This window comes from Actomonas spartinae, from assembly GCF_051209155.1.
Lineage (GTDB): Bacteria > Verrucomicrobiota > Verrucomicrobiia > Opitutales > Opitutaceae > Actomonas.
Genome location: NZ_JBPJGB010000003.1, coordinates 53,594 through 71,683 on the forward strand (window position 1 = coordinate 53,594; position 18,090 = coordinate 71,683).

The following is an 18,090-nucleotide window of genomic DNA, read 5'->3' on the forward strand; positions in this document are numbered from 1 at the left end:
GACGACGCAGAAACTCAGGCCTTTTTGTCCGGCCGGGGGAACAGGATGCAGGTCTTTTCCACGGCGTTGCCGGAAAGGCGATGATCCCACTCGAGTTCGCCCGCCCACTCGCCTTCGGCCACATGGCCCAAGACGCCGTAGATCTTTTCCACCGAGCCGGGAATGACCGCCTTGAGCAGGGACGAGCCCAGACGCAGCGCTTCGGCCATCGTGGCCAGCGAGGTGCGCAGGAGGGCTTGATCGGCCGGGTCCTCGGACTTGCCGAGCTTCCACGGCGCGCGCTGTTCGATGTAGGCGTTGGTGGCGGTGATGAAGGCAAAGGCCCGCTCGAGCCCCATGTTGAATTGAAATTCCTGATACAGCCCGATGACCTCGTCGCGCGTTTGCGGCCAGAGGGCCCGCAGGGCGGCCTCGGGTTCACCCTCGTCGGCGACGGCCGGGATCACGCCGTCGGCGAAGCGATTGGTCATGTTGAGCGTGCGGTTGACGAGGTTGCCGAGGTTGTTGGCGAGCTCGCTGTTGTAACGCACGAGAAACTGGTCGAGGGAGAAATCGCTGTCCTGGCCCACGCTCATTTCGCGGATGAGGAAATAGCGCAGCGCATCGACGCCGTAGTTGTCGACGAACTCGATCGGCTCGACGAAGTTGCCGGTGCTCTTGGACATCTTGGCGCCGTTGATCGACCACCAGCCGTGGGCGAGGATCGACTTGGGCACGGGGATGCCGGAGGCCTGCAGCATGATGGGCCAATACACCGCGTGTGGCGGGACGAGGATGTCCTTGCCAATCACGTGGAAGGTGGCCGGCCAGATGCCCTCCTTGTCGGCGACGGCCGAGTAATAGTTGGTGAGCGCGTCAAACCAGACGTAGGTCACAAACTCCGGATCGAAGGGCAGCGGGATGCCCCACTCGAGCCGATCCTTCGGGCGGGAGATGCAGAGATCATTGAGCGGCTCGGACAGAAACTCGAGCACCTGCTTCGCCCGGTAGCGTGGGATGATGAAGTCAGGGTTGGCCTTGATGTGGTCGATGAGCCACTGCTGATAGGCGCTGAGTTTGAAGAAGTAGTTCGACTCGGTGATCTCCGTGACCTCGCCGAAGATCTCCGGCCACGAGCCGTCCTCGTGCCGATCCTTCTCCTGCAGGAACTGCTCCTGGCGGGTGGAGTAGTAACCCTTGTATTCGGCCTTGTAGATTTCGCCCTTGTCGTAGAGTCGCTGCAGCAGCTCGCAGACAACCTGCTTGTGGCGCGGCTCGGTGGTGCGGATGAAGTCGTCGTTCGAGATGTTGAGCTTGGCGCACATCTCGATGAACTGGGGCGCAATGCTGTCGACGAAGGCCTGCGGCTCGATGCCCTTGGCGCGCGCGCTCTGCTGGATCTTTTGGCCGTGCTCGTCGGTGCCGGTGAGGAAATAGACGTCGTCTCCCATCAGGCGGCGGAATCGGGCAATAACGTCCGTCAGCACCTTTTCGTAGGCATGGCCCAGGTGCGGCGAACCGTTCACGTAGTCGATCGCGGTCGTGATGTAGAAGGTCTTCATGGAGAGAGTCTGCCAACGAAAGCGGCCGCGGCACCGTTGTCGAAGGTTTTGACGAACGTTTCCCGGGCTGCCACCTCCTAGGACGGCCGCGCCGCGCGCGATCGCAAGCGACGGCCACTTTTCCCGATGTCTCCCCTCACCCGCCTGTTGACCTTTTCCGTGGTCGTTTTGCTCGTGCTGATCTCGGTCGGTCTCGGCGCCCAGACCTGGCTCAAGCAGCAGGAGGCCCACATCGTGCGCGCCGCCCAAGTCGACCTACGGGAACAGCTGCAAGCCGCCATCGAGTTGACCGGCGGGACGGACGACGAATGGACCGAGGCCCGGCTCCGGCAGCTTTCCGCGGTCACTGGTTCAGAGCTCGCGGTGCTGGCGGCGCCTCCCGGGGATGGGACCGATTCCTTCGGGCCGTTCTATCAGCTTCTGGTCGAATTGCCCGACGGGCGCTGGCTGGTCGCCGAGCACCCGGCCGCCGCCGGCAGCCGCATCCATCGGTTGCTGCAACGGGTCATTCTCGCTCTGGGGGTGTTTGCTTTGGTGCTGATGGCCGCGCTGGTTTTTGCGGTGGGGGTGCGTCCGCTGCGGGATCGCGAAACGCGGTCCCCCTTCGTCTCCCGGGAACGTGACATGCGCAGCCTTTCCCTGCTGGCCCGCAACAATCTGCGCCAACAGGCCGAGCTCGATCAGGCTCGCGACGAACGGGTTCGCGCCGAGGCCGAAGCCCGTCAACGCTTGCAACTCTTGAACCGCGCGCTGGAGGAAAAAATCCGCATCGGGCGCGATCTGCACGACGGCGTGATTCAGTCGCTCTACGCCGCCGGTCTGACCCTGCAGGCCGCCCAGCAACTCGCGCCGACCGAACCCGCGCAGTCCGCCGCCCGTCTCGAGGGCGCCCTTGAGCTCATCAATCGGACCATCGCCGACATCCGCTCCTACATCGCCGGTCTCTCCCCGCGACAGGTGCGCCGGGAATCGCTCGCCCAGGCGCTCGCCGACATCGTGGAAGAACTGCGCGCGGGCCGCCCCATCGAATCGGAAATCACCGTCGACGATGCCGCAACCTCGGCCCTGTCGGACCTCCAACTCACCGAAACCATGCAGATCCTGCGGGAGGCGGTGAGCAACGCGTTGCGCCACGGCGGCGCCCGCAAATTGCGGATTGCGCTCGCGCCCAGCACATCGGGGGTGGAGCTGTCGTTGCGCGATGACGGCGCCGGCTTCGCACCGGATCAGGCGCGCGGCGGCGGCCACGGGCTTGCCAACATGCGTGCGCGCGCCGAACGTGCGGACGGGTCGTTTCACCTCTCCAGCGCCCCCGGCGAAGGAACCGTCATCCGCGTTCTTTGGTCGGCCGTATCCGAATCATGACTGCCTCAACGCCTGCGCCCAAACCGGTAAGTGTCGTCATCGTCGACGACAGCGAGGTGGTGCGCGCAGGCCTGGGCGCCTTGCTCAGTGCCTCTCCGGCCATCAAGGTCCTTGGCGAAGGCCGCGACGTCGCCACCGGTCTCGAAGCCGTCGCGGCACACCGTCCCGACGTGGTCATTCTGGACATTCGGCTGCCGGACGGCACCGGATTCGATGCCTGCCGCACGATCTGTCGTTCCAACTCGGATACGCGCGTGCTCATCCTGACGTCCGTCGCCGACGAAGAGATGGTCGACAACGCGATCCGCGCCGGTGCGCACGGTTATTTGCTGAAGGAGATCAACGGCAACGCCTTGATTGAAGCGATCCGCGACATCGCGGCCGGCAAATCCATTCTCGACCCCGCCATCACCGCCCGGGTGCTGTCTTTGGTTCGCTCCAACACGCCGTCGACTCGGTCTCTGATCGACAGCCTTTCCCCGCAGGAAAGTCGCGTGTTGGCGCTCATTGCGGAGGGCAAGACCAACAAGGAAGTCGCGATGGATCTGGGCTTGGCGGAAAAGACGGTAAAGAACTACCTCAGCACGGTGTTTGAGAAGCTGCACGTGACCCGCCGAACCCAGGCCGCGGCCCTCTACGCCCAGTCTCAGGCACGGCAAACCCAGTAGGCGGATTGCAGGCCGCTTCTTAACGTCGGCCTCGCCTGGCTCCGGCAGGCGCAGAACTGACCGAACCGCCTTATTGCCAGCGTATTGCAGGCTACTTTAGGCCTGACTAGTGCGTGACCCTAGGCACAATTACGTAGGTATCAGGTGAGTTATCACGAAGGAGATTCGGCTTGGGCTTGCAGGCCCTTTTGGGGATATTACCCCATGCCCTTAGGGCCTACTCGCTTTATGTCCGTTCCCGCCAATCATCCTAAGTCCGCCACCCGCGGTTCGACGCTCATCGAACTGGCGCTCGGCCTTACGGTGATGTCGGTTGTTTTTGCCGGCACGCTGGGCGCGTTTGTGCAGTCCCGCCGCATGACCGAAGGAAGCGTTTTCCAAAACTCCGCCACGACGGTGATTCAGGGGTATTTGGAGCAGATGAAGAACATGGATTTTTGGGAGGTCCCCTACTACAGCGGCTCCACCCTCATGCGGGGCTCTGCCACGACATCGGACCCCACGATCTATACCCAGCTCGACTCCGACACCATGGACCCGCTGCAGATTTCATCCTGCGCGCCGCTGCTGCCCTCGTCCATCACCCCCGGCGTCGTGCCCAGCATCTCCGGCTTGGTCGACAACTACAAGTTGATCGACATCAACGACACGCCCGACAATCCCGACGACGATCTGCAAATGCACCTGTGGGTCTGGGTGACCCCCATGGATAGCACCGCCTCCGGGGTCGGCCCCGCGCGTTGTATTCGGATTGTTTATACGTGGAGCTTTAACAACGGCGGCATTAGTCGCGCAAATGTCGACAGCATCACCACCATTCGCTCGGTGGTCCCGACCTTTTGAACGCCGCCATGTCGCCGCAATCGATGCCAAAGCACCAAGGCACACCAGGACCGCGCACGGCCCAGGCTCGCCGCGGCTTCACCCTGTTCGAGGTGCTGTTCACGCTCTCACTCACGTCGGTGGTGGCGGTCGGTTCGCTGACCTTCCTGCTGCAAAGCCTGAACACTTACCACTACGACATGGGCAAGCTGCTGGTGAACCGGGATATTCGGACGTTTACCAGCGAGATGACGGAGAACGCGGCCTACGCGAACTACTTCATGATCTTCCCCTCGTTCTCCACCCGAACCCAGACGATGGAAGTGGGCGATTCCCAGAACGGTTTTGAAACGGTCACGGTCGACGCTTCAGTGAATGACGGTCTTTCCGGCGACTTTCTGCTGTTGGTTTTCACCGATCCGGACGACAGCACATCGATTCAACGTTTGGTGGGCTACTTCCGCGCCCCGGCCGATTCCGAGGACCCCGACAGCGAAGGTCCGGTGCGCCGTTTTGAATCAGACTTTCCCAATGGGGCCTCCGGCGACATTTGGGACCTCCTCCCGGCAGCGAACACCGCCAACACGCACCCTCAGGTCATCGAGCTTTCCCAGGGTCTGGCCGATGGGAAGTTGTTCTACAACTTTCGGGATCGCAGCATCATGGTGAAAGGTAAGATCTTTCACGACGGCAACCTCATGCGGCGCGCGACCAACACCTACAATTTTACGGTCTCCCCCCGCGGGTAGAACGATCGCCATGCGTCCGCGTCCCCTCATATCTGAGCAGCGTGGTTCGATGATGGTCATGGCCATCATGGTGGCGGCCGTGTTGGCCATCGCGGTCGCGAGTATCCTGCGCTGGTCCCTCAACGAACGGCAGTTGAACGAGCGCCACGCGCTGCGCCTCGAGGCCCGCAACGCCGCCGAAGCCGCCGCCGAATACGCTTTCGCGCAGGTGCGCTATCGCATGGACAACCAGACCAGTTTTCTGAGCACCATGCTGGATCCGGATGGTGCCACGCCGCTGCTCGGCCCGCCCTCCAGCATCTTCGCCGGCACCAACGTCGACACCAACTCCGTCGAAGTTCTGGGCGGCGTGGTGCGCTCAATCACCAACGATCTTTCCGGCACGCACTTCTACGTCGACCCCAACGACCCGAACAACCAGTTCGATCCGCAAAAGGGCAAACGCATCTTCCGTCGCGACGTGCTCATTCTCGCCAAAGCCACGGTCAAGAACCCCAACGTGCCGGACGGCATCACCGCCTATGTCGGCCAGACACTTTCGATGCGCGAAGCGCCGATGTTCGCGCACGCCATGTTCTTCAACATGGACCTCGAAATCAGCCCCGGTTCGACGATGAAAATCTACGGTCCCGTCCACACCAACGGCGACCTCTGGCTCATCGGCCCCTACGGCAGCGACTCGCTCGACTTCATCGGCCCGGTCACGGCCGCCGGCGGCGTGTATTACGGTTATCTGGTCAACCCGGTCACGGCCAGCGGTGGAACCGAAGCTTACCGTGACGGCAGCGTGCGTTTCATCAACAAGACCGGCTCGCTCATCAGTCTGCGGGATTCCTCCACCGGCGTGTGGTATGACCATGACATGGGCACGGGCACCGAAAGCGACACCACCCGTCGCAACTTCCGCTCCTACTCGGCCAACACCTTCAACGGCTACCTCCAGACCAGCGTCCACGGTGTGGAAAACTACCGCCCCGTCGCCTTCGCCGAATACGAACCAGACCCCACTCCGACCAACGGCGTCGACAACTCCATCAACTCCGGCCGAGCCATCATCGAACGCCCACTTGCCAGCGGCGACGCCGGCTATGATGCCGAAATTGAACAGCAGAAGTTATCGCGCAAGGCCGGTCTCTACATCGCGGTCAACCCCAGCTCGTCCGCCCGTATCGCCAAGAAGCCCGACGGCACCGACGTCAGCATTCCCCCCGGACAATACCGGGCCTACCGCCAGGACGGCACGCAAGTGATTCTGCCCGGCTCCACCACCGCCACCGCCGGCACGGCACACCCGACGCCAGGCGGACGACCGATCATTAAGATCAAACCCGGGGCCATGACCGATCTGCGGCGTTTCACCAACTACGATTGGAATTCTGCCCGCGGTTACTACAACCAGTATGACGCGAAGACGATCGATCTCATCGAAGTCGATATGACCGCCCTCAAAATGGCGGTCGACTGGACGGTGAACGGTTCCGCCGCCAGCTTGGTTTACGCCTACGACTCCGGCTCGTCCGACTCCACCTACCGCGCGTCGGTGCCGACTTCGGCGGTGCTGACGGCCGCAAACAATATCACCAACTTCAACAGTTCCGATTGGAACGGCTGCGTCTATATCGAGTCCGTTGACGCGGAAAGCCGCAAGGACTCCGGCGTGCGCTTCATCAATGGCCGGGGCCGGGTTGCCAGCACCGCCACCGGGTCGGCGAATGAGGGCCTTACCATCGCGACGAACGACGCGGCCTACATCCTCGGTCACTTCAATGCCGATGGCGTGATCGACACCAATTCCTCCAGCCTCACCAACAGTTCGCGCTTCGCGGAGAACGCCCTCGAAGTGCCCGCTGCGATCGCCGCCGACGCCGTGACGATTCTATCGCAGCCCACCTTCAACTGGTCCGGCGAGCAGACGGGCGGCTGGAACGATGTCCTCAGCGGACACCGTCGGACGACCAGTGGCTACAACTCAAACTGGTATAAGGTCGCCATCAATAGCGGCAATCAGGTGGAGGGATACGATTACACGGTCCGGCCGGGTTACGATCCGACCAACAACACTCCCGCCGGCTCAGGCTCGAGCTACTCCGTCAAACTCGATGCCTCCGACACCGAAATCGCCACCGCCCTTATCGTCGGCATGGTCATTTCCAACAAGAACGGCTCCGGCCAACAAAGCGGCGGTGCCCACAATTTCCCGCGCTTCCTCGAAGGATGGCCCGGCACCCTCGCCTACCGTGGATCAATGGTCGCGCTGTTTGAGAGCCGCGTTGCCGATGAACCCTTCAGCGTGCGGTTCTATGAACCTCCTGCCCGCTTCTGGGGCTTCAATGATATCCTGGCCGATGGGCGTTACCCGCCCCAGACGCCCCGGGTGCGCACCTATCGTCGGGTGGACTTCACCGATCTCGCTCCTTCGGCCTACAACGAATTGGTGGGCCTGCTCCCTTGGTAATAGGCCTGTTTTAACCTATTTCAATAGGGTCGTTTTATGGTTCCATAGGCCCTTTTCGATTACGTCCGTCTTGGTGTATGGTGAGTCCCGATGGGCTCATTCTACATTTTTAAGAACCCGCCGCGCGCTCGAGCCGGCATGACCTTGGTCGAAGTCATGGTGGCGGCTGGCATCCTGGCCTTTGTCGCCACCACGATGGTGGGGATCTTCCTTCAGAACCAGCGCTACAGCTACTTCCTCGGATATCGTAGCCAGGCGATCACGACCAGCCTCTCCATACTGGAGCAACTGCGCTTCCGCCAATACGCCGAGATCGCCGATGTCTACGCCGCTGGAAACGCCGGTTCGGTCACCGTGACCGTCGCCGACCCCAGTCAGGCCAACGGCTACCGCGATGTGACGATCCCGGTGAATGTGCGCGACGACACGGAGTTCCACTCCGGTTGGACCGAAGCCCGCATCACCGTTGATCCGGATTCCGACACCGAACTGCCGATGCGTTTCTTCCTCGTCTTGAAGCGCAACTACTCAGCCGGCGCCAATCGCATGGATGTTTTCGAAGTCATCCTGCTCTTCAAATGGCGCCGCGCCGGCGACAGCGACGACACCTGGGAAACCAGCAACGTCCGCCTCGTCGTGCCCAACCTCAATCCCATCTAGGCTCCACGATGCTCTCTCCCTCCTCTCCCTCCGCGCCCATGCGTCGTTCCCGCCGCGGCTACACCCTGGCCGAGATCCTCGTTGCCCTTGGCGTATCGGGCTTCGTCGTGAGCGCCGGCCTCTGGTTGATGATCGAGGGCGTGCGCTCCTCGACCCGCACCACCAACGCTACCGTCAACGACCTCACCCAGTGGGGCATCGCCAGTCGCCTCTGGATCGATTCCCGGGTCGCCAACGGCATCAGCATCTACACCGACGACACCACCCCTTCCCTCGAGCGGTGGCTGCGCAAGACTGTCGATCAACGCGGCAACTTCATCGTTTTCTCGCTGTCCGCCATCGATGCCACCGGGGCCACCTATTTCACCAAGGTGAGCGGCTATGCCTACAACAGCGCGCGGGACAAAATCTACCGCTTCGAATACGATGTGCCCGCGGCTGACCAGGCCGCCAACCGCACGCTGGAGGAAATCCTCACCAATCGCCGGGACGACATCATCGCCAGCTACGAATCCGTCGCATCCGACATCACCCTCACCAACAACAGCGGGCTCTTCGTGTGCCGATCCGCGGGCACGGCCGCCAGCCTTTCGTGCATCGTGACGACCAGCACCGGCGGCTCCGATTTCGAAAAGGAAAAAACCATTGAGGCCACCTTCTATGTCCGCAGCTGATCCCCTCTCCCCCCGCGGCGCGAATCGCGGTTCCGCGCTGCTCACCGTCATCATCTGTTCGACGATCGCCGCCATCACCGCCGCCTCGGTGCTTGCGCTCATGTCGACGCAACGCCGTCTCTCGCTGCGCAAGGAGTTGGAGATGCACGCCGTCAACGCGGCCGAATCGACCATCGACTACGCCTACTCGTCGCTCATCAACAAGCTCAACGCTGCCGGCAGTTTCGACATCGCTGAGATCCCGAACAGCGGCTACGCCAACTTCACTCTCTCCGCCGACGCGCAGAGTTTCCTCACCGGGGCGGTCGACCTGCCCGTCGGCTCCTACTCCGGCGAGACCGGCACCATTACCCTCTCGTCCCCCACCGTGCGCATCAAGCCGGTGATCTCCATTGCCGACCGCAAGTGGATCGACCCCGCCGACCCCGCCAACGACGACGACCCCAATCGCGGCCAGTGGGTTTGGGAAACCCAGGTGCCCATGATCGCCTCCGTGACCGCATCCCAATCCGGCGAGTCCTATACCGCCTACCTGCAAAAAAACATCGTGGGACGACAGGTCCCCATGTTCCAGCACGCCATCTTCTTCCAAGGGCAGCTTCAACTGCACCGCAGTTATCGCGTGGTCGGGCCGGTGCACACCAACGGCACCTTGCTCCTCAATGCTCAGAATGGTGACACCTCGGTCTACGCCGGCAGCCTCACCTCTTCCGGTCGCTTCTACCGCGGCGCGACCATGGATGTGGGTGGCACCGGCGCCGATCCCTACGGTTACACCCCGGTCAACGCCGACGGCGACCTCGACTTTTCCAACGCTGTCAGTCCCCGCGTCGTGCCCGTGGCCACCGGCAACAACCGCATCAGTGTGTTTGTTGAAACCCGCGTCAGCGGTGGCGTGCCCAACCACGTGCTCGCCTACAACAACGGGGGCCAGGACAGCCGCATGGCCGGTTGGCGCAACTGGGCCCTGCAAACCTACAAGGGCAACCTGCAGGACAAGGCCCACCAGGTGCCCACCTTCACCCCGCAGGGCTCCGTCGCCTACCGACCCGACGTGCCGGCCACCTCGGGCGTCAACGAGTTCAGCAACGGCACCTACTCGCTCATCGAACCGCTCCTGCCGGCCGGTCACGCCAGCCGCAAAAGCGACGTCAACCGCGGCAACAAACTCGCCGCTCGCGCCTCGCTCCTCTTTCGCATCGAGCGCAACAACGCGTTCACCCCGATGCGGGTCACAACGACGTCGACCCCCATCTATTCCGGCAGCGGTCGTCGTCGGACCATCGTGGGTTACACCACCTCCACGACCACCACTCCCCTGGCCGGATTGACCTACGCCGACGAATGGCAGGCCGACAATCGCGGCGAGCGCTTCGTGGTCAAAGCCTACAAGTATGCCACTCGCGCCTCGGCCGGTGTGGAGCCTGTGCTCACGCCGGTCCGCCTGCCCGACAACCTCATCGGCGAAGCCAACGCGGCGATCAATGGCGTGCTTTCCGGCGCCCCCCATTTTGAGGAGGTCACCTACACCGGCTCCGGCACCAGCACCGTGGTCGACAGCGGCATGCACGACCCCCGGCTCGGGCACGGCGTGGATGTGCTCACCCTCGACATCGCTCGGCTCAAGGCCGTGTTGGAGGGCACCGCCGGCGATGCGACCGCCGTGAATTTTCGGACCGACTTCAATCCGCTCACCGAGTGGAACGGCATCCTCTACATCGAGATGCCCACCTCCCTCACCCCCGACGCCAGCGTCGCCGCCAACACCACCAACACGGCCGGCGTAAGCATTTCCTCCCAACCCTACACCTATGGCGCCGCCGAATTGCGCCATCCCGACCGGTGGTCCGAGAGCGACAACCTGCTGCGGGCCAACCGCACCGACAACATCGTGCCCTTCGCGCCCGAATTGCGCCGCTACCCCAATCCGGTCAACGACGCCACCCTGCAAAGCGCCGAGTTTGCGATTCCCGGCTTGCAGCTCATCAATGGCGGCGCCCTGCCCAACCCGGGCGGCAACCAGGGCTTCACCCTCGCGACCAACCTGCCGGTCTACATGGTCGGCTCCTACAACTGCGACGGTAACATCTACTCCGGCACCAACATCGCCAGCAGCGATCCCGGCGCCTACGCCACCCGTGAAGTCGGTGAGATTCCGGCCGCCATTTTCTGCGACACCTTCACCGTGCTCTCCGCCAGCTGGCCCTCCAACCGCGGCGACAGTTTTCTTGGCCACAACAACATGTCCTCCACTCGCCCCGCCGGGAGTCGCGTCGAGATCGCCGCCTGCATCGCCACCGGTGAGTATCCAGTTTTTGAATTCTTCTTTCACGCCTTCGAGCACTACCAGTCGCTCTACAACAGCGGCCCGCCCATCGTCTTCAAAGGCTCCGTGGTGGGTATGTTCAAGAGCGAGATCCAGGACATCAAACAAGCCTACGGCCGCAACCAGAGTGCCCTCACCGAGGACTACTGGCATGCCCACGGCGCCTTCGCCATCCCGTCCGTTCGCTTCCACCAGGACCTGGTCGACGGCATCTTCCCGCCCGGCATTCCCATGGCGATGATCTTCCGCCCCAGCGACCACCGCTTCCTGCGCACCGGCAACTCGGGCGACAACTCGATCCTCACCGCCGCCGGTTTCTAGACGCCAGGGCCCCGCAGCCAAGCCACGAGCTCCGCCCAAGCCTGCGCGCGGTGACTCAGGCGCTGTTTCACCTCCAGCGGCAGCAGACCGAAGGTGCGATCATACCCCTCCGGCACAAAGAGCGGATCATAACCAAATCCGCCGCTGCCCACGGGCTCTCGCAGGAGATTCCCGTGGCATCGGCCGGCGAAGGTGTGCCGTTGCCCGTCCGGGCCCAACAACACAAGCACGCAGACGTAGTGCGCTCCACGTTGATCCGTCGGCACTTCGCGCATCACCTCCACCAGCTTGTTCAGGTTGTCGCCATCGTTGCCGTGTGGACCGGCAAAATAAGCCGACTCCACCCCGGGCGCGCCGCCCAAGGCATCCACACAAATACCACTGTCGTCCGCCAGCGCCCACGTCCCGGTCGGGATTAGAGGTAGCAGCGCCGCCGCTTTTTTGTGGGCGTTGCCTTCGAAGGTCCCGGTATCCTCGATCACCTCCGGCATGCCCCCCACCTCCCGGGCGGACTTAATCAAGACGGGCACGCCGGCATGATCGGCCAGGTCCTGGAGTTCGTGCGCTTTGTGCGCGTTGCCGGAGGCGAGGTAGAACGTGGTCGGAGTCATGAAAGGGGCAGGCAAAAGTCAGCGCATGACCATCGCTTCATCGACTTGCACGCGCTCCGGATATTCCACCGCCCCCCGCATGAGTTGGTCGTCACCAAACGAAGCGTGGCGCACATCGCGCAGCCGCAGCGCGTGCGGCAGTTTTTCGGTCCGTAGTCCCACGAAACCGGACTTCGCGCGTTCATCCGCCAGCAGCACCGGCGCGCGGTAGTTGAACAGGTAATCGAGTTCACGGGTGCGCAGCATCTCACCGATCAGTTGGGCACCGCCCTCCACATAGACGCCCGTCACGCCGCTTTCAGCGCAACGCTGTTTAAAGTCCGCAAAAGCCACGCGCTGCGTGTCCGATTCAAGCACCCACACTTCGATGCCCAGCTCACGCAGCTTGCGCACATAACCCAGTCCACCGTGCGGCGTCGTCACCACCACCGTGCGATCGCGAAACTCGTCGGTATAGATCCGCGGCATTGCCCGATCCACCACCGTGCGCAGCAGTCCGTCGAAAACAAACCGCCGCGGGCACCACTCTGTGCCGTCCGACAGTCGCGCGGTCAGTCGTGGATCGTCCTGCAGCACCGTCATGGCGCCCACCGCAATCGCCGGAAACAAGCGCCGCCAATGATGCACATCCGCCCGCGAGGCTTCGTTGGTGATCCACTTCGAGTCCCCGGTGCGGGTGGCAATCCGACCGTCGATGGTCACCGCGGTTTTCGCCGCGAGCATCGGTTGGCCGCGTGTGATCCAGTGATTGAAGATCAAATTCAAGCCCGTGCATTCCGCGCCGCACACGCCTGCGATCACCTCCACGCCCGCCGCACGCAACACCTCAAACCCACGCCCGGCATGCGCCGGATTCGGATCACTGGCGCCGACCACCACGCGCTGAATGCCCGCCGCGATGATGGCGTCACAACACGCCCCCGTCCGCCCTGCCGTCGAACACGGTTCCAGCGTCACATACATTGTCGCGCCGGCCTGGGGTGGGCGCCCCAGCGCCGCCAACGCGGCCTTCTCCGCGTGGGCCTCGCCGTCGCGCACATGCCAACCTTCCGCCACGACCTCATCGTTCTCCACGATGACCGCGCCCACCATCGGATTCGGGTGGGTCTCGCCCCAGGCGCGCCGGGCCAGTTCCAGCGCGCGTTGCATGAAGGCTTCGTGCTTACTCAGGTCGGACATAGGGATTACTCTGCTTTTCGTTCGCGACGTTCGTCGCCGGACCGTGCCCCGGCAACAAAACCATTTCGTCGGGCAAGGTGTAGATGTGTTCACGAATCGACTTACTCAGCACCTCCATCGATCCGCCGGGAAAATCTGTGCGCCCCACACTGCCGGCAAAAATCGCATCCCCCACAAAAGCGGCCCCGGCATTCGCGAGCACAAACATGATGCTGCCCGGACAATGTCCCGGCACGTGCCGCACTTCGACCGCCAGGCCCAGCGCCTCGAATTGGGCACCGTGCTCGAGCCACTCATCCACGGCGACCGGCTCCAAATCGAGGGATTCGCCCATGAACTTTTCCATGATCTCCGGGTGTTCGAGCATCTGCTGGTCATCCGGATGCGCGACCACGTGGGCTTGGGTCTGCCGGATGACTTCAGCGGCACCTTGCATGTGATCCCAGTGCCCGTGGGTAAGCCACAAGGCCGACAACTTGACGCCGTCGGCCTCAAGTTGCGGCGCGATCAACTCCCAGATGCCGCCCGGCGCGTCGACCAGCACGGCCTCGCCGCGCTCGGGCGCGGTGAGCAGGTAGGCGTTGGTTTGGATCGGTCCCGCCGGGATCGGATACAAATTCATGACGGGCAGGACAGTGGCTTTCGCCGGACGGGCGCAATGCCAATTGCGCAACACCGACTGGCGGCTTGCTTCCATCGCCCCGGGCCGCTGTCTTTTCCCTTTTTCCCATGTCGAAGCTCCGTTTTGCCGTTCTCCCTGGTGACTATATTGGCCCCGAAGTCATGACCGAGGCCCTGCGTGTCCTCCAAGCCGCTGCCGCGCCCGCAGGCTTGGAGCTCGAATACGAGATCGCCGATGTCGGCGGCGCCGGCATCGACAATCACGGCAAGGCCCTCCCCGACTCCACCCTCGAGCTCTGCCGCACAGCGGACGCCATCCTCTTTGGCTCCGTCGGCGGCCCGAAGTGGGAAACGCTCCCACCCAAGGAACAGCCCGAACGCGCCGCCCTGCTCCCGCTGCGCAAGGCCTTCAGCCTCTTCGCCAACATTCGCCCCGGCCTGCTCTACGCCGAGCTGACCGACGCCTCGCCGCTCAAAACCGAGCGCATCCCCGATGGCATCGACATCGTTTGCATCCGCGAACTGACCGGCGGCATCTATTTCGGCCAGCCCAAGGCCACCACCGAACTCGAAAACGGTGAGTTCCAAGCGCTCGACACCATGGTCTACAAGACCTCTGAGATCGAGCGCATCGCCGAGGTCGCCGCCGTCACCGCCAAGGCCCGCGGCGGTCGCGTCTGCTCGGTCGACAAGGCCAACGTGCTCGAAACTTCGGTGCTGTGGCGCAAGACCGTCACCGCTTATTTCGCCCAGCACCACCCGGACCTGCAGCTCAGCCACATGTATGTGGACAACGCCGCCATGCAGCTCGCGCGTGATCCGAATCAGTTCGACGTGCTCTTCACCGAAAACATGTTCGGCGACATCCTCTCCGACGAGATGGCCGTCATCTGCGGTTCCCTCGGCATGATGTGCAGCGCCTCCCTTGGACTCGGTCAGAACAGCCTCGGCCACCCCTTCGGCCTCTACGAACCCGCCGGCGGCACCGCCCCCGACATCGCGGGCAAGGGCGTCGCCAATCCCTGCGCGCAAATCCTCTCCGGCGCCATGATGCTCCGCTACAGTTTTGGCCAAAACGACCTCGCCGCCAAGATCGAGGGCGCCGTGAAGAAGACCGTCACCGAGGACGGCCTGCGCACCGGCGACATCGCCTTCGGCCGCACGCCCGTCGGCACCACCGCGATGGCCGACGCCATCATCGCCAACCTCTGATCGACATGATTTAGCCCCCGGACGACACGGACCACACGGAAGCGTCTTTCGCCCCATTCCGTGTCTTCGGTGTATTCCGTGGGCCCAACTCTTTCTTCCCATGACTAGCGCTGAGATTCGCCAGAGCTTCCTCGATTTTTTCGCCTCCAAGCAGCACACGATCGTGCCGTCGGCGTCGCTCATGCCCGATTCACCCGGGCTGCTCTTCACCAATGCCGGCATGAATCAGTTCGTGCCCATCTTCCTCGGCGAACAAACGCCAGAGGTTTCAAAGTGGGCGGGCGCCGTGCCTGCCGCCGACACCCGCGCGGCCGACACGCAGAAGTGCATCCGCGCCGGCGGTAAACACAACGACCTCGAGGACGTGGGTTACGACACCTACCACCACACGCTCTTCGAGATGCTTGGCAACTGGTCCTTCGGCGACTACTTCAAGAAAGAGTCGATCACCTGGGGCTGGGAACTGCTCACCAAGGTCTGGGGTATCCCGGCCAAGCGCCTCTTCGCCACGGTGTATTCACCAGACAAGGACAAGGGCGATCCGGCGGATTTCGACCAGGAAGCCTACGACATTTGGAAAGCCATCTTCGAAGCCGAAGGCCTCGATCCGGCCGTGCACATCGTGAACGGCAACAAGAAGGACAATTTCTGGATGATGGGCGACACCGGCCCCTGCGGCCCGTGCTCCGAGGTGCATTTTAACCTGCTCGCCGAGGACGACGAGGCCGCCGGCCGTGCGCTCGTGAACAACGACAGCCCGCGCTGCATCGAAATCTGGAACCACGTCTTCATTCAGTTCAACGCCAACGCCGACGGCACCTTTGCCCCCCTCGCCGCCAAGCACGTCGACACCGGCATGGGCTTCGAGCGGGTGGCGGGTATCCACGCCGGCACCAAAGCCTTCACTGATTTCACCGCCGAACCGTCCAACTACGCGGCCGACGTCTTTGGCACCCTCTTTGCCAAAGTAGCCGAACTTTCCGGTAAGTCCTACACCGCCACGGTTCCGACCAAGCGCGAAGGGCTTAGCGAACAGGAAAACACCGACATCGCCTTCCGCGTGCTCGCCGACCACGCCCGCTGCGTGAGCTGCGCCATTGCCGACAACATCCTGCCCGGCAACGAAGGCCGCAACTACGTCATCCGCCGCATCCTGCGCCGCGGCATCCTCTACGGCAAGAAGCTCGGCCTGGGCACCGGTTTCTTCGAACAACTCGTCGCCCCGGTCGTTGAGTCCCTCGGTCCGGTCTTCCCCGAACTCGTTGAAAAAGCCGACATCATCCGCCGCGTCATCCGCAGCGAAGAGGAAAGCTTCGGCAAGACCCTTGATCGCGGTCTGGCGATTTTCAACGATGCCACCGCCGACGGTAAAAACGTGGACGGCGCCACCGCGTTCCAACTCTACGACACTTACGGCTTCCCGCTCGACATGACCCAGCTGCTCGCAACCGAGCGCGGCCTCACCGTCGATGTCGAAGGCTACAACACCTGTATGGAGCAACAGCGCGAACGCGCCCGCGCCGCGCAGAAGAAAGAGGTCATTGTGGCCGCCACGGAGGGCGCCGAACAGGTCGACCACGCCGCGACCGAGTTCACCGGCTACGACCGCGCCAACCTGACGAGCTACGAGGCCAACGTCGTCGACGTGGTGAAGTCGGAGAAGGACACTTTTCTCGTTTTCGACCGCTCGCCCTTCTACGCCGAGATGGGTGGCCAGGCTGGCGATGCCGGCACGGCCACGATCGGCGACAAAACGATCCAGATTGTGGATACGGTGAAGGACAAGTCCGGCCGCTTCCTGCACAAAGTGAAGGGGGAAGTCGACATCGAGGCCGGCACCACCGCGACCCTCAACGTCGACCTCCAGCGCCGCCTTGCCATTTCCCGTCACCACAGCGCGACCCACCTCATTCACTGGGCCCTGCGCGCCGTGCTCGGCACGCACGTCCATCAAGCCGGAACGTCCAAGACGCCCGACCGCCTGCGTTTCGACTTCGCTCACTTTGAGGCCATGACGCCGGATGAGATCGCCAAGGTGGAGCGGATGGTGAACGACCAGGTCATCGCCAACGCCACGGTCGAAACCTACGAAACCGAGTTCGACCAGAAGCCCGAAGGCACCCTCGCCTTCTTCGGTGAAAAATATGGACGCATCGTGCGTGTCGTCGACATCGGTGGCTATAGCCGCGAACTGTGCGGCGGCACCCACGTGCTTACCGCAGGTGAAATCGGCCTGGTGAAGATCGTGTCCGAAGGCGCCATCGCCGCCGGCACCCGTCGCATTGAGGCCGTGGCCGGCGCCGCCGCCTACCAGTTTGTGACGGCTCATGAGGCTGCCCTCGCCACGGTGAGCAGCAAGCTCAGCGCGGGGCCGGCCGACGTGGCCGCCAAGCTCGACACCCTGCTCGCCCAGAAGGCCGAGCTGGAGAAGAAGCTCAAGGCCTTCGAACAGAAAGCCGCCGCCGGTCAGGCCGATGAACTCGTGGCCAACGCCGTCGACAAGGACGGCATCAAATGGGTCTCCGCCGTGGTCAGCACGGACAACCCCAATTCGCTGCGCGCCCTCGGTTCCCAAATCATCAGCAAACTCGGTGAAGGCGTGGTCATCCTCGGCGCCGCCTTCGGCGAGAAGTCTTCGCTGGTCGCGTTCTGCTCTCCGGCGGCCATCGCCACCGGCACCAAGGCCGGTCAGCTTATCGCCGAACGCGCCGCCGCGCTCGGAGGCAAAGGCGGCGGCAAGCCCGACTTTGCCATGGGCGGTGGGCGCGAACCGGGAAAACTCTCCGAAGTGCTCAAACTCTGAGGGCTGTTTTAGCCTTTGGCTGCTTAGGGCATCCACACCAGTGGGTTCTCATCGACCTGCTCAACCGGTTGGCTATGGTCCCG

The 18,090-nt window shown here is 63.1% G+C and carries 14 protein-coding genes; 10 read left to right on the plus strand and 4 right to left on the minus strand.

The features are described from left to right. Positions 1 to 14 precede the first annotated feature (14 nt). Positions 15 to 1,541, minus strand: coding sequence for a methionine--tRNA ligase (gene metG / locus AC0MRV_RS15240; RefSeq protein ID WP_472765353.1), 1,527 nt, complete (start codon positions 1,539 to 1,541; stop codon positions 15 to 17). A gap of 126 nt (positions 1,542 to 1,667) precedes the next feature. Here metG and AC0MRV_RS15245 point away from each other — a divergent pair, with 126 nt between their 5' ends. From AC0MRV_RS15245 to AC0MRV_RS15280, 8 genes are all read left to right on the plus strand, one after another. Next, on the plus strand, positions 1,668 to 2,906 hold the full coding sequence (locus AC0MRV_RS15245; protein WP_472765354.1) for a sensor histidine kinase: 1,239 nt from the start codon (positions 1,668 to 1,670) through the stop codon (positions 2,904 to 2,906). Continuing rightward, entirely contained in the window at positions 2,903 to 3,574 is a 672-nt protein-coding gene (locus AC0MRV_RS15250) for a response regulator (RefSeq protein ID WP_472765355.1), read from the plus strand. Before AC0MRV_RS15245 ends, AC0MRV_RS15250 begins: the two co-directional genes overlap by 4 nt. Positions 3,575 to 3,802: 228 nt before the next feature. Next, positions 3,803 to 4,417, plus strand: a complete 615-nt coding sequence (locus tag AC0MRV_RS15255; RefSeq protein WP_472765356.1) for a hypothetical protein — start codon at positions 3,803 to 3,805, stop codon at positions 4,415 to 4,417. Between the two features lie 8 nt (positions 4,418 to 4,425). Continuing rightward, positions 4,426 to 5,145, plus strand: a complete 720-nt coding sequence (locus AC0MRV_RS15260) for a prepilin-type N-terminal cleavage/methylation domain-containing protein (protein ID WP_472765357.1) — start codon at positions 4,426 to 4,428, stop codon at positions 5,143 to 5,145. 10 nt (positions 5,146 to 5,155) lie between these two features. After that, positions 5,156 to 7,600, plus strand: coding sequence for a hypothetical protein (locus AC0MRV_RS15265; RefSeq protein ID WP_472765358.1), 2,445 nt, complete (start codon positions 5,156 to 5,158; stop codon positions 7,598 to 7,600). A gap of 90 nt (positions 7,601 to 7,690) precedes the next feature. Further along, positions 7,691 to 8,260 carry a type IV pilus modification PilV family protein gene (locus AC0MRV_RS15270; RefSeq protein WP_472765359.1) on the plus strand — a complete coding sequence of 190 codons (570 nt, stop codon included), beginning with the start codon at positions 7,691 to 7,693 and terminating at the stop codon, positions 8,258 to 8,260. Between the two features lie 38 nt (positions 8,261 to 8,298). Continuing rightward, complete coding sequence (locus AC0MRV_RS15275; RefSeq protein WP_472765360.1) at positions 8,299 to 8,934, plus strand: PulJ/GspJ family protein; 636 nt, start codon at positions 8,299 to 8,301, stop codon at positions 8,932 to 8,934. Then, a complete protein-coding gene (locus tag AC0MRV_RS15280) occupies positions 8,921 to 11,581 on the plus strand; it encodes a hypothetical protein (RefSeq protein WP_472765361.1) in 2,661 nt (886 codons plus the stop codon). Before AC0MRV_RS15275 ends, AC0MRV_RS15280 begins: the two co-directional genes overlap by 14 nt. Here AC0MRV_RS15280 and AC0MRV_RS15285 read toward each other — a convergent pair. From AC0MRV_RS15285 to AC0MRV_RS15295, 3 genes are read right to left on the minus strand one after another with little or no spacing between them, the layout of a single operon-like run. Then, positions 11,578 to 12,192 (minus strand): non-canonical purine NTP pyrophosphatase, encoded by a 615-nt coding sequence (locus AC0MRV_RS15285; RefSeq protein WP_472765362.1) that lies wholly within the window; start codon positions 12,190 to 12,192, stop codon positions 11,578 to 11,580. The two genes, AC0MRV_RS15280 and AC0MRV_RS15285, sit on opposite strands and share 4 nt — an antisense overlap. 18 nt (positions 12,193 to 12,210) lie before the next feature. Beyond that, the gene (gene ribD / locus AC0MRV_RS15290; protein WP_472765363.1) at positions 12,211 to 13,371 is read right to left on the minus strand and encodes a bifunctional diaminohydroxyphosphoribosylaminopyrimidine deaminase/5-amino-6-(5-phosphoribosylamino)uracil reductase RibD; all 1,161 of its coding nucleotides are present in this window, start codon (positions 13,369 to 13,371) and stop codon (positions 12,211 to 12,213) included. After that, complete coding sequence (locus AC0MRV_RS15295) at positions 13,355 to 13,993, minus strand: MBL fold metallo-hydrolase (protein ID WP_472765364.1); 639 nt, start codon at positions 13,991 to 13,993, stop codon at positions 13,355 to 13,357. Before AC0MRV_RS15295 ends, ribD begins: the two co-directional genes overlap by 17 nt. A 107-nt stretch (positions 13,994 to 14,100) precedes the next feature. Between AC0MRV_RS15295 and leuB the strand changes: the two genes are divergently transcribed. After that, positions 14,101 to 15,204, plus strand: a complete 1,104-nt coding sequence (gene leuB, locus AC0MRV_RS15300) for a 3-isopropylmalate dehydrogenase (RefSeq protein WP_472765365.1) — start codon at positions 14,101 to 14,103, stop codon at positions 15,202 to 15,204. Between the two features lie 100 nt (positions 15,205 to 15,304). Continuing rightward, the gene (alaS, locus tag AC0MRV_RS15305) at positions 15,305 to 18,007 is read left to right on the plus strand and encodes an alanine--tRNA ligase (protein WP_472765366.1); all 2,703 of its coding nucleotides are present in this window, start codon (positions 15,305 to 15,307) and stop codon (positions 18,005 to 18,007) included. Positions 18,008 to 18,090 lie beyond the last annotated feature (83 nt).

Excerpts from the sequence above, each read along its gene's own strand:
- metG (WP_472765353.1), bottom strand. The coding sequence starts at position 1,541 with ATGAAGACCTTCTACATCACGACCGCGATCGACTACGTGAACGGTTCG.
- ribD (WP_472765363.1), bottom strand. The coding sequence starts at position 13,371 with ATGTCCGACCTGAGTAAGCACGAAGCCTTCATGCAACGCGCGCTGGAA.
- alaS (WP_472765366.1), top strand. The coding sequence starts at position 15,305 with ATGACTAGCGCTGAGATTCGCCAGAGCTTCCTCGATTTTTTCGCCTCC.
- AC0MRV_RS15250 (WP_472765355.1), top strand. The coding sequence starts at position 2,903 with ATGACTGCCTCAACGCCTGCGCCCAAACCGGTAAGTGTCGTCATCGTC.
- AC0MRV_RS15260 (WP_472765357.1), top strand. The coding sequence starts at position 4,426 with ATGTCGCCGCAATCGATGCCAAAGCACCAAGGCACACCAGGACCGCGC.
- AC0MRV_RS15280 (WP_472765361.1), top strand. The coding sequence starts at position 8,921 with ATGTCCGCAGCTGATCCCCTCTCCCCCCGCGGCGCGAATCGCGGTTCC.
- AC0MRV_RS15245 (WP_472765354.1), top strand. The coding sequence starts at position 1,668 with ATGTCTCCCCTCACCCGCCTGTTGACCTTTTCCGTGGTCGTTTTGCTC.
- leuB (WP_472765365.1), top strand. The coding sequence starts at position 14,101 with ATGTCGAAGCTCCGTTTTGCCGTTCTCCCTGGTGACTATATTGGCCCC.
- AC0MRV_RS15285 (WP_472765362.1), bottom strand. The coding sequence starts at position 12,192 with ATGACTCCGACCACGTTCTACCTCGCCTCCGGCAACGCGCACAAAGCG.
- AC0MRV_RS15270 (WP_472765359.1), top strand. The coding sequence starts at position 7,691 with ATGGGCTCATTCTACATTTTTAAGAACCCGCCGCGCGCTCGAGCCGGC.
- AC0MRV_RS15295 (WP_472765364.1), bottom strand. The coding sequence starts at position 13,993 with ATGAATTTGTATCCGATCCCGGCGGGACCGATCCAAACCAACGCCTAC.
- AC0MRV_RS15275 (WP_472765360.1), top strand. The coding sequence starts at position 8,299 with ATGCGTCGTTCCCGCCGCGGCTACACCCTGGCCGAGATCCTCGTTGCC.
- AC0MRV_RS15255 (WP_472765356.1), top strand. The coding sequence starts at position 3,803 with ATGTCCGTTCCCGCCAATCATCCTAAGTCCGCCACCCGCGGTTCGACG.
- AC0MRV_RS15265 (WP_472765358.1), top strand. The coding sequence starts at position 5,156 with ATGCGTCCGCGTCCCCTCATATCTGAGCAGCGTGGTTCGATGATGGTC.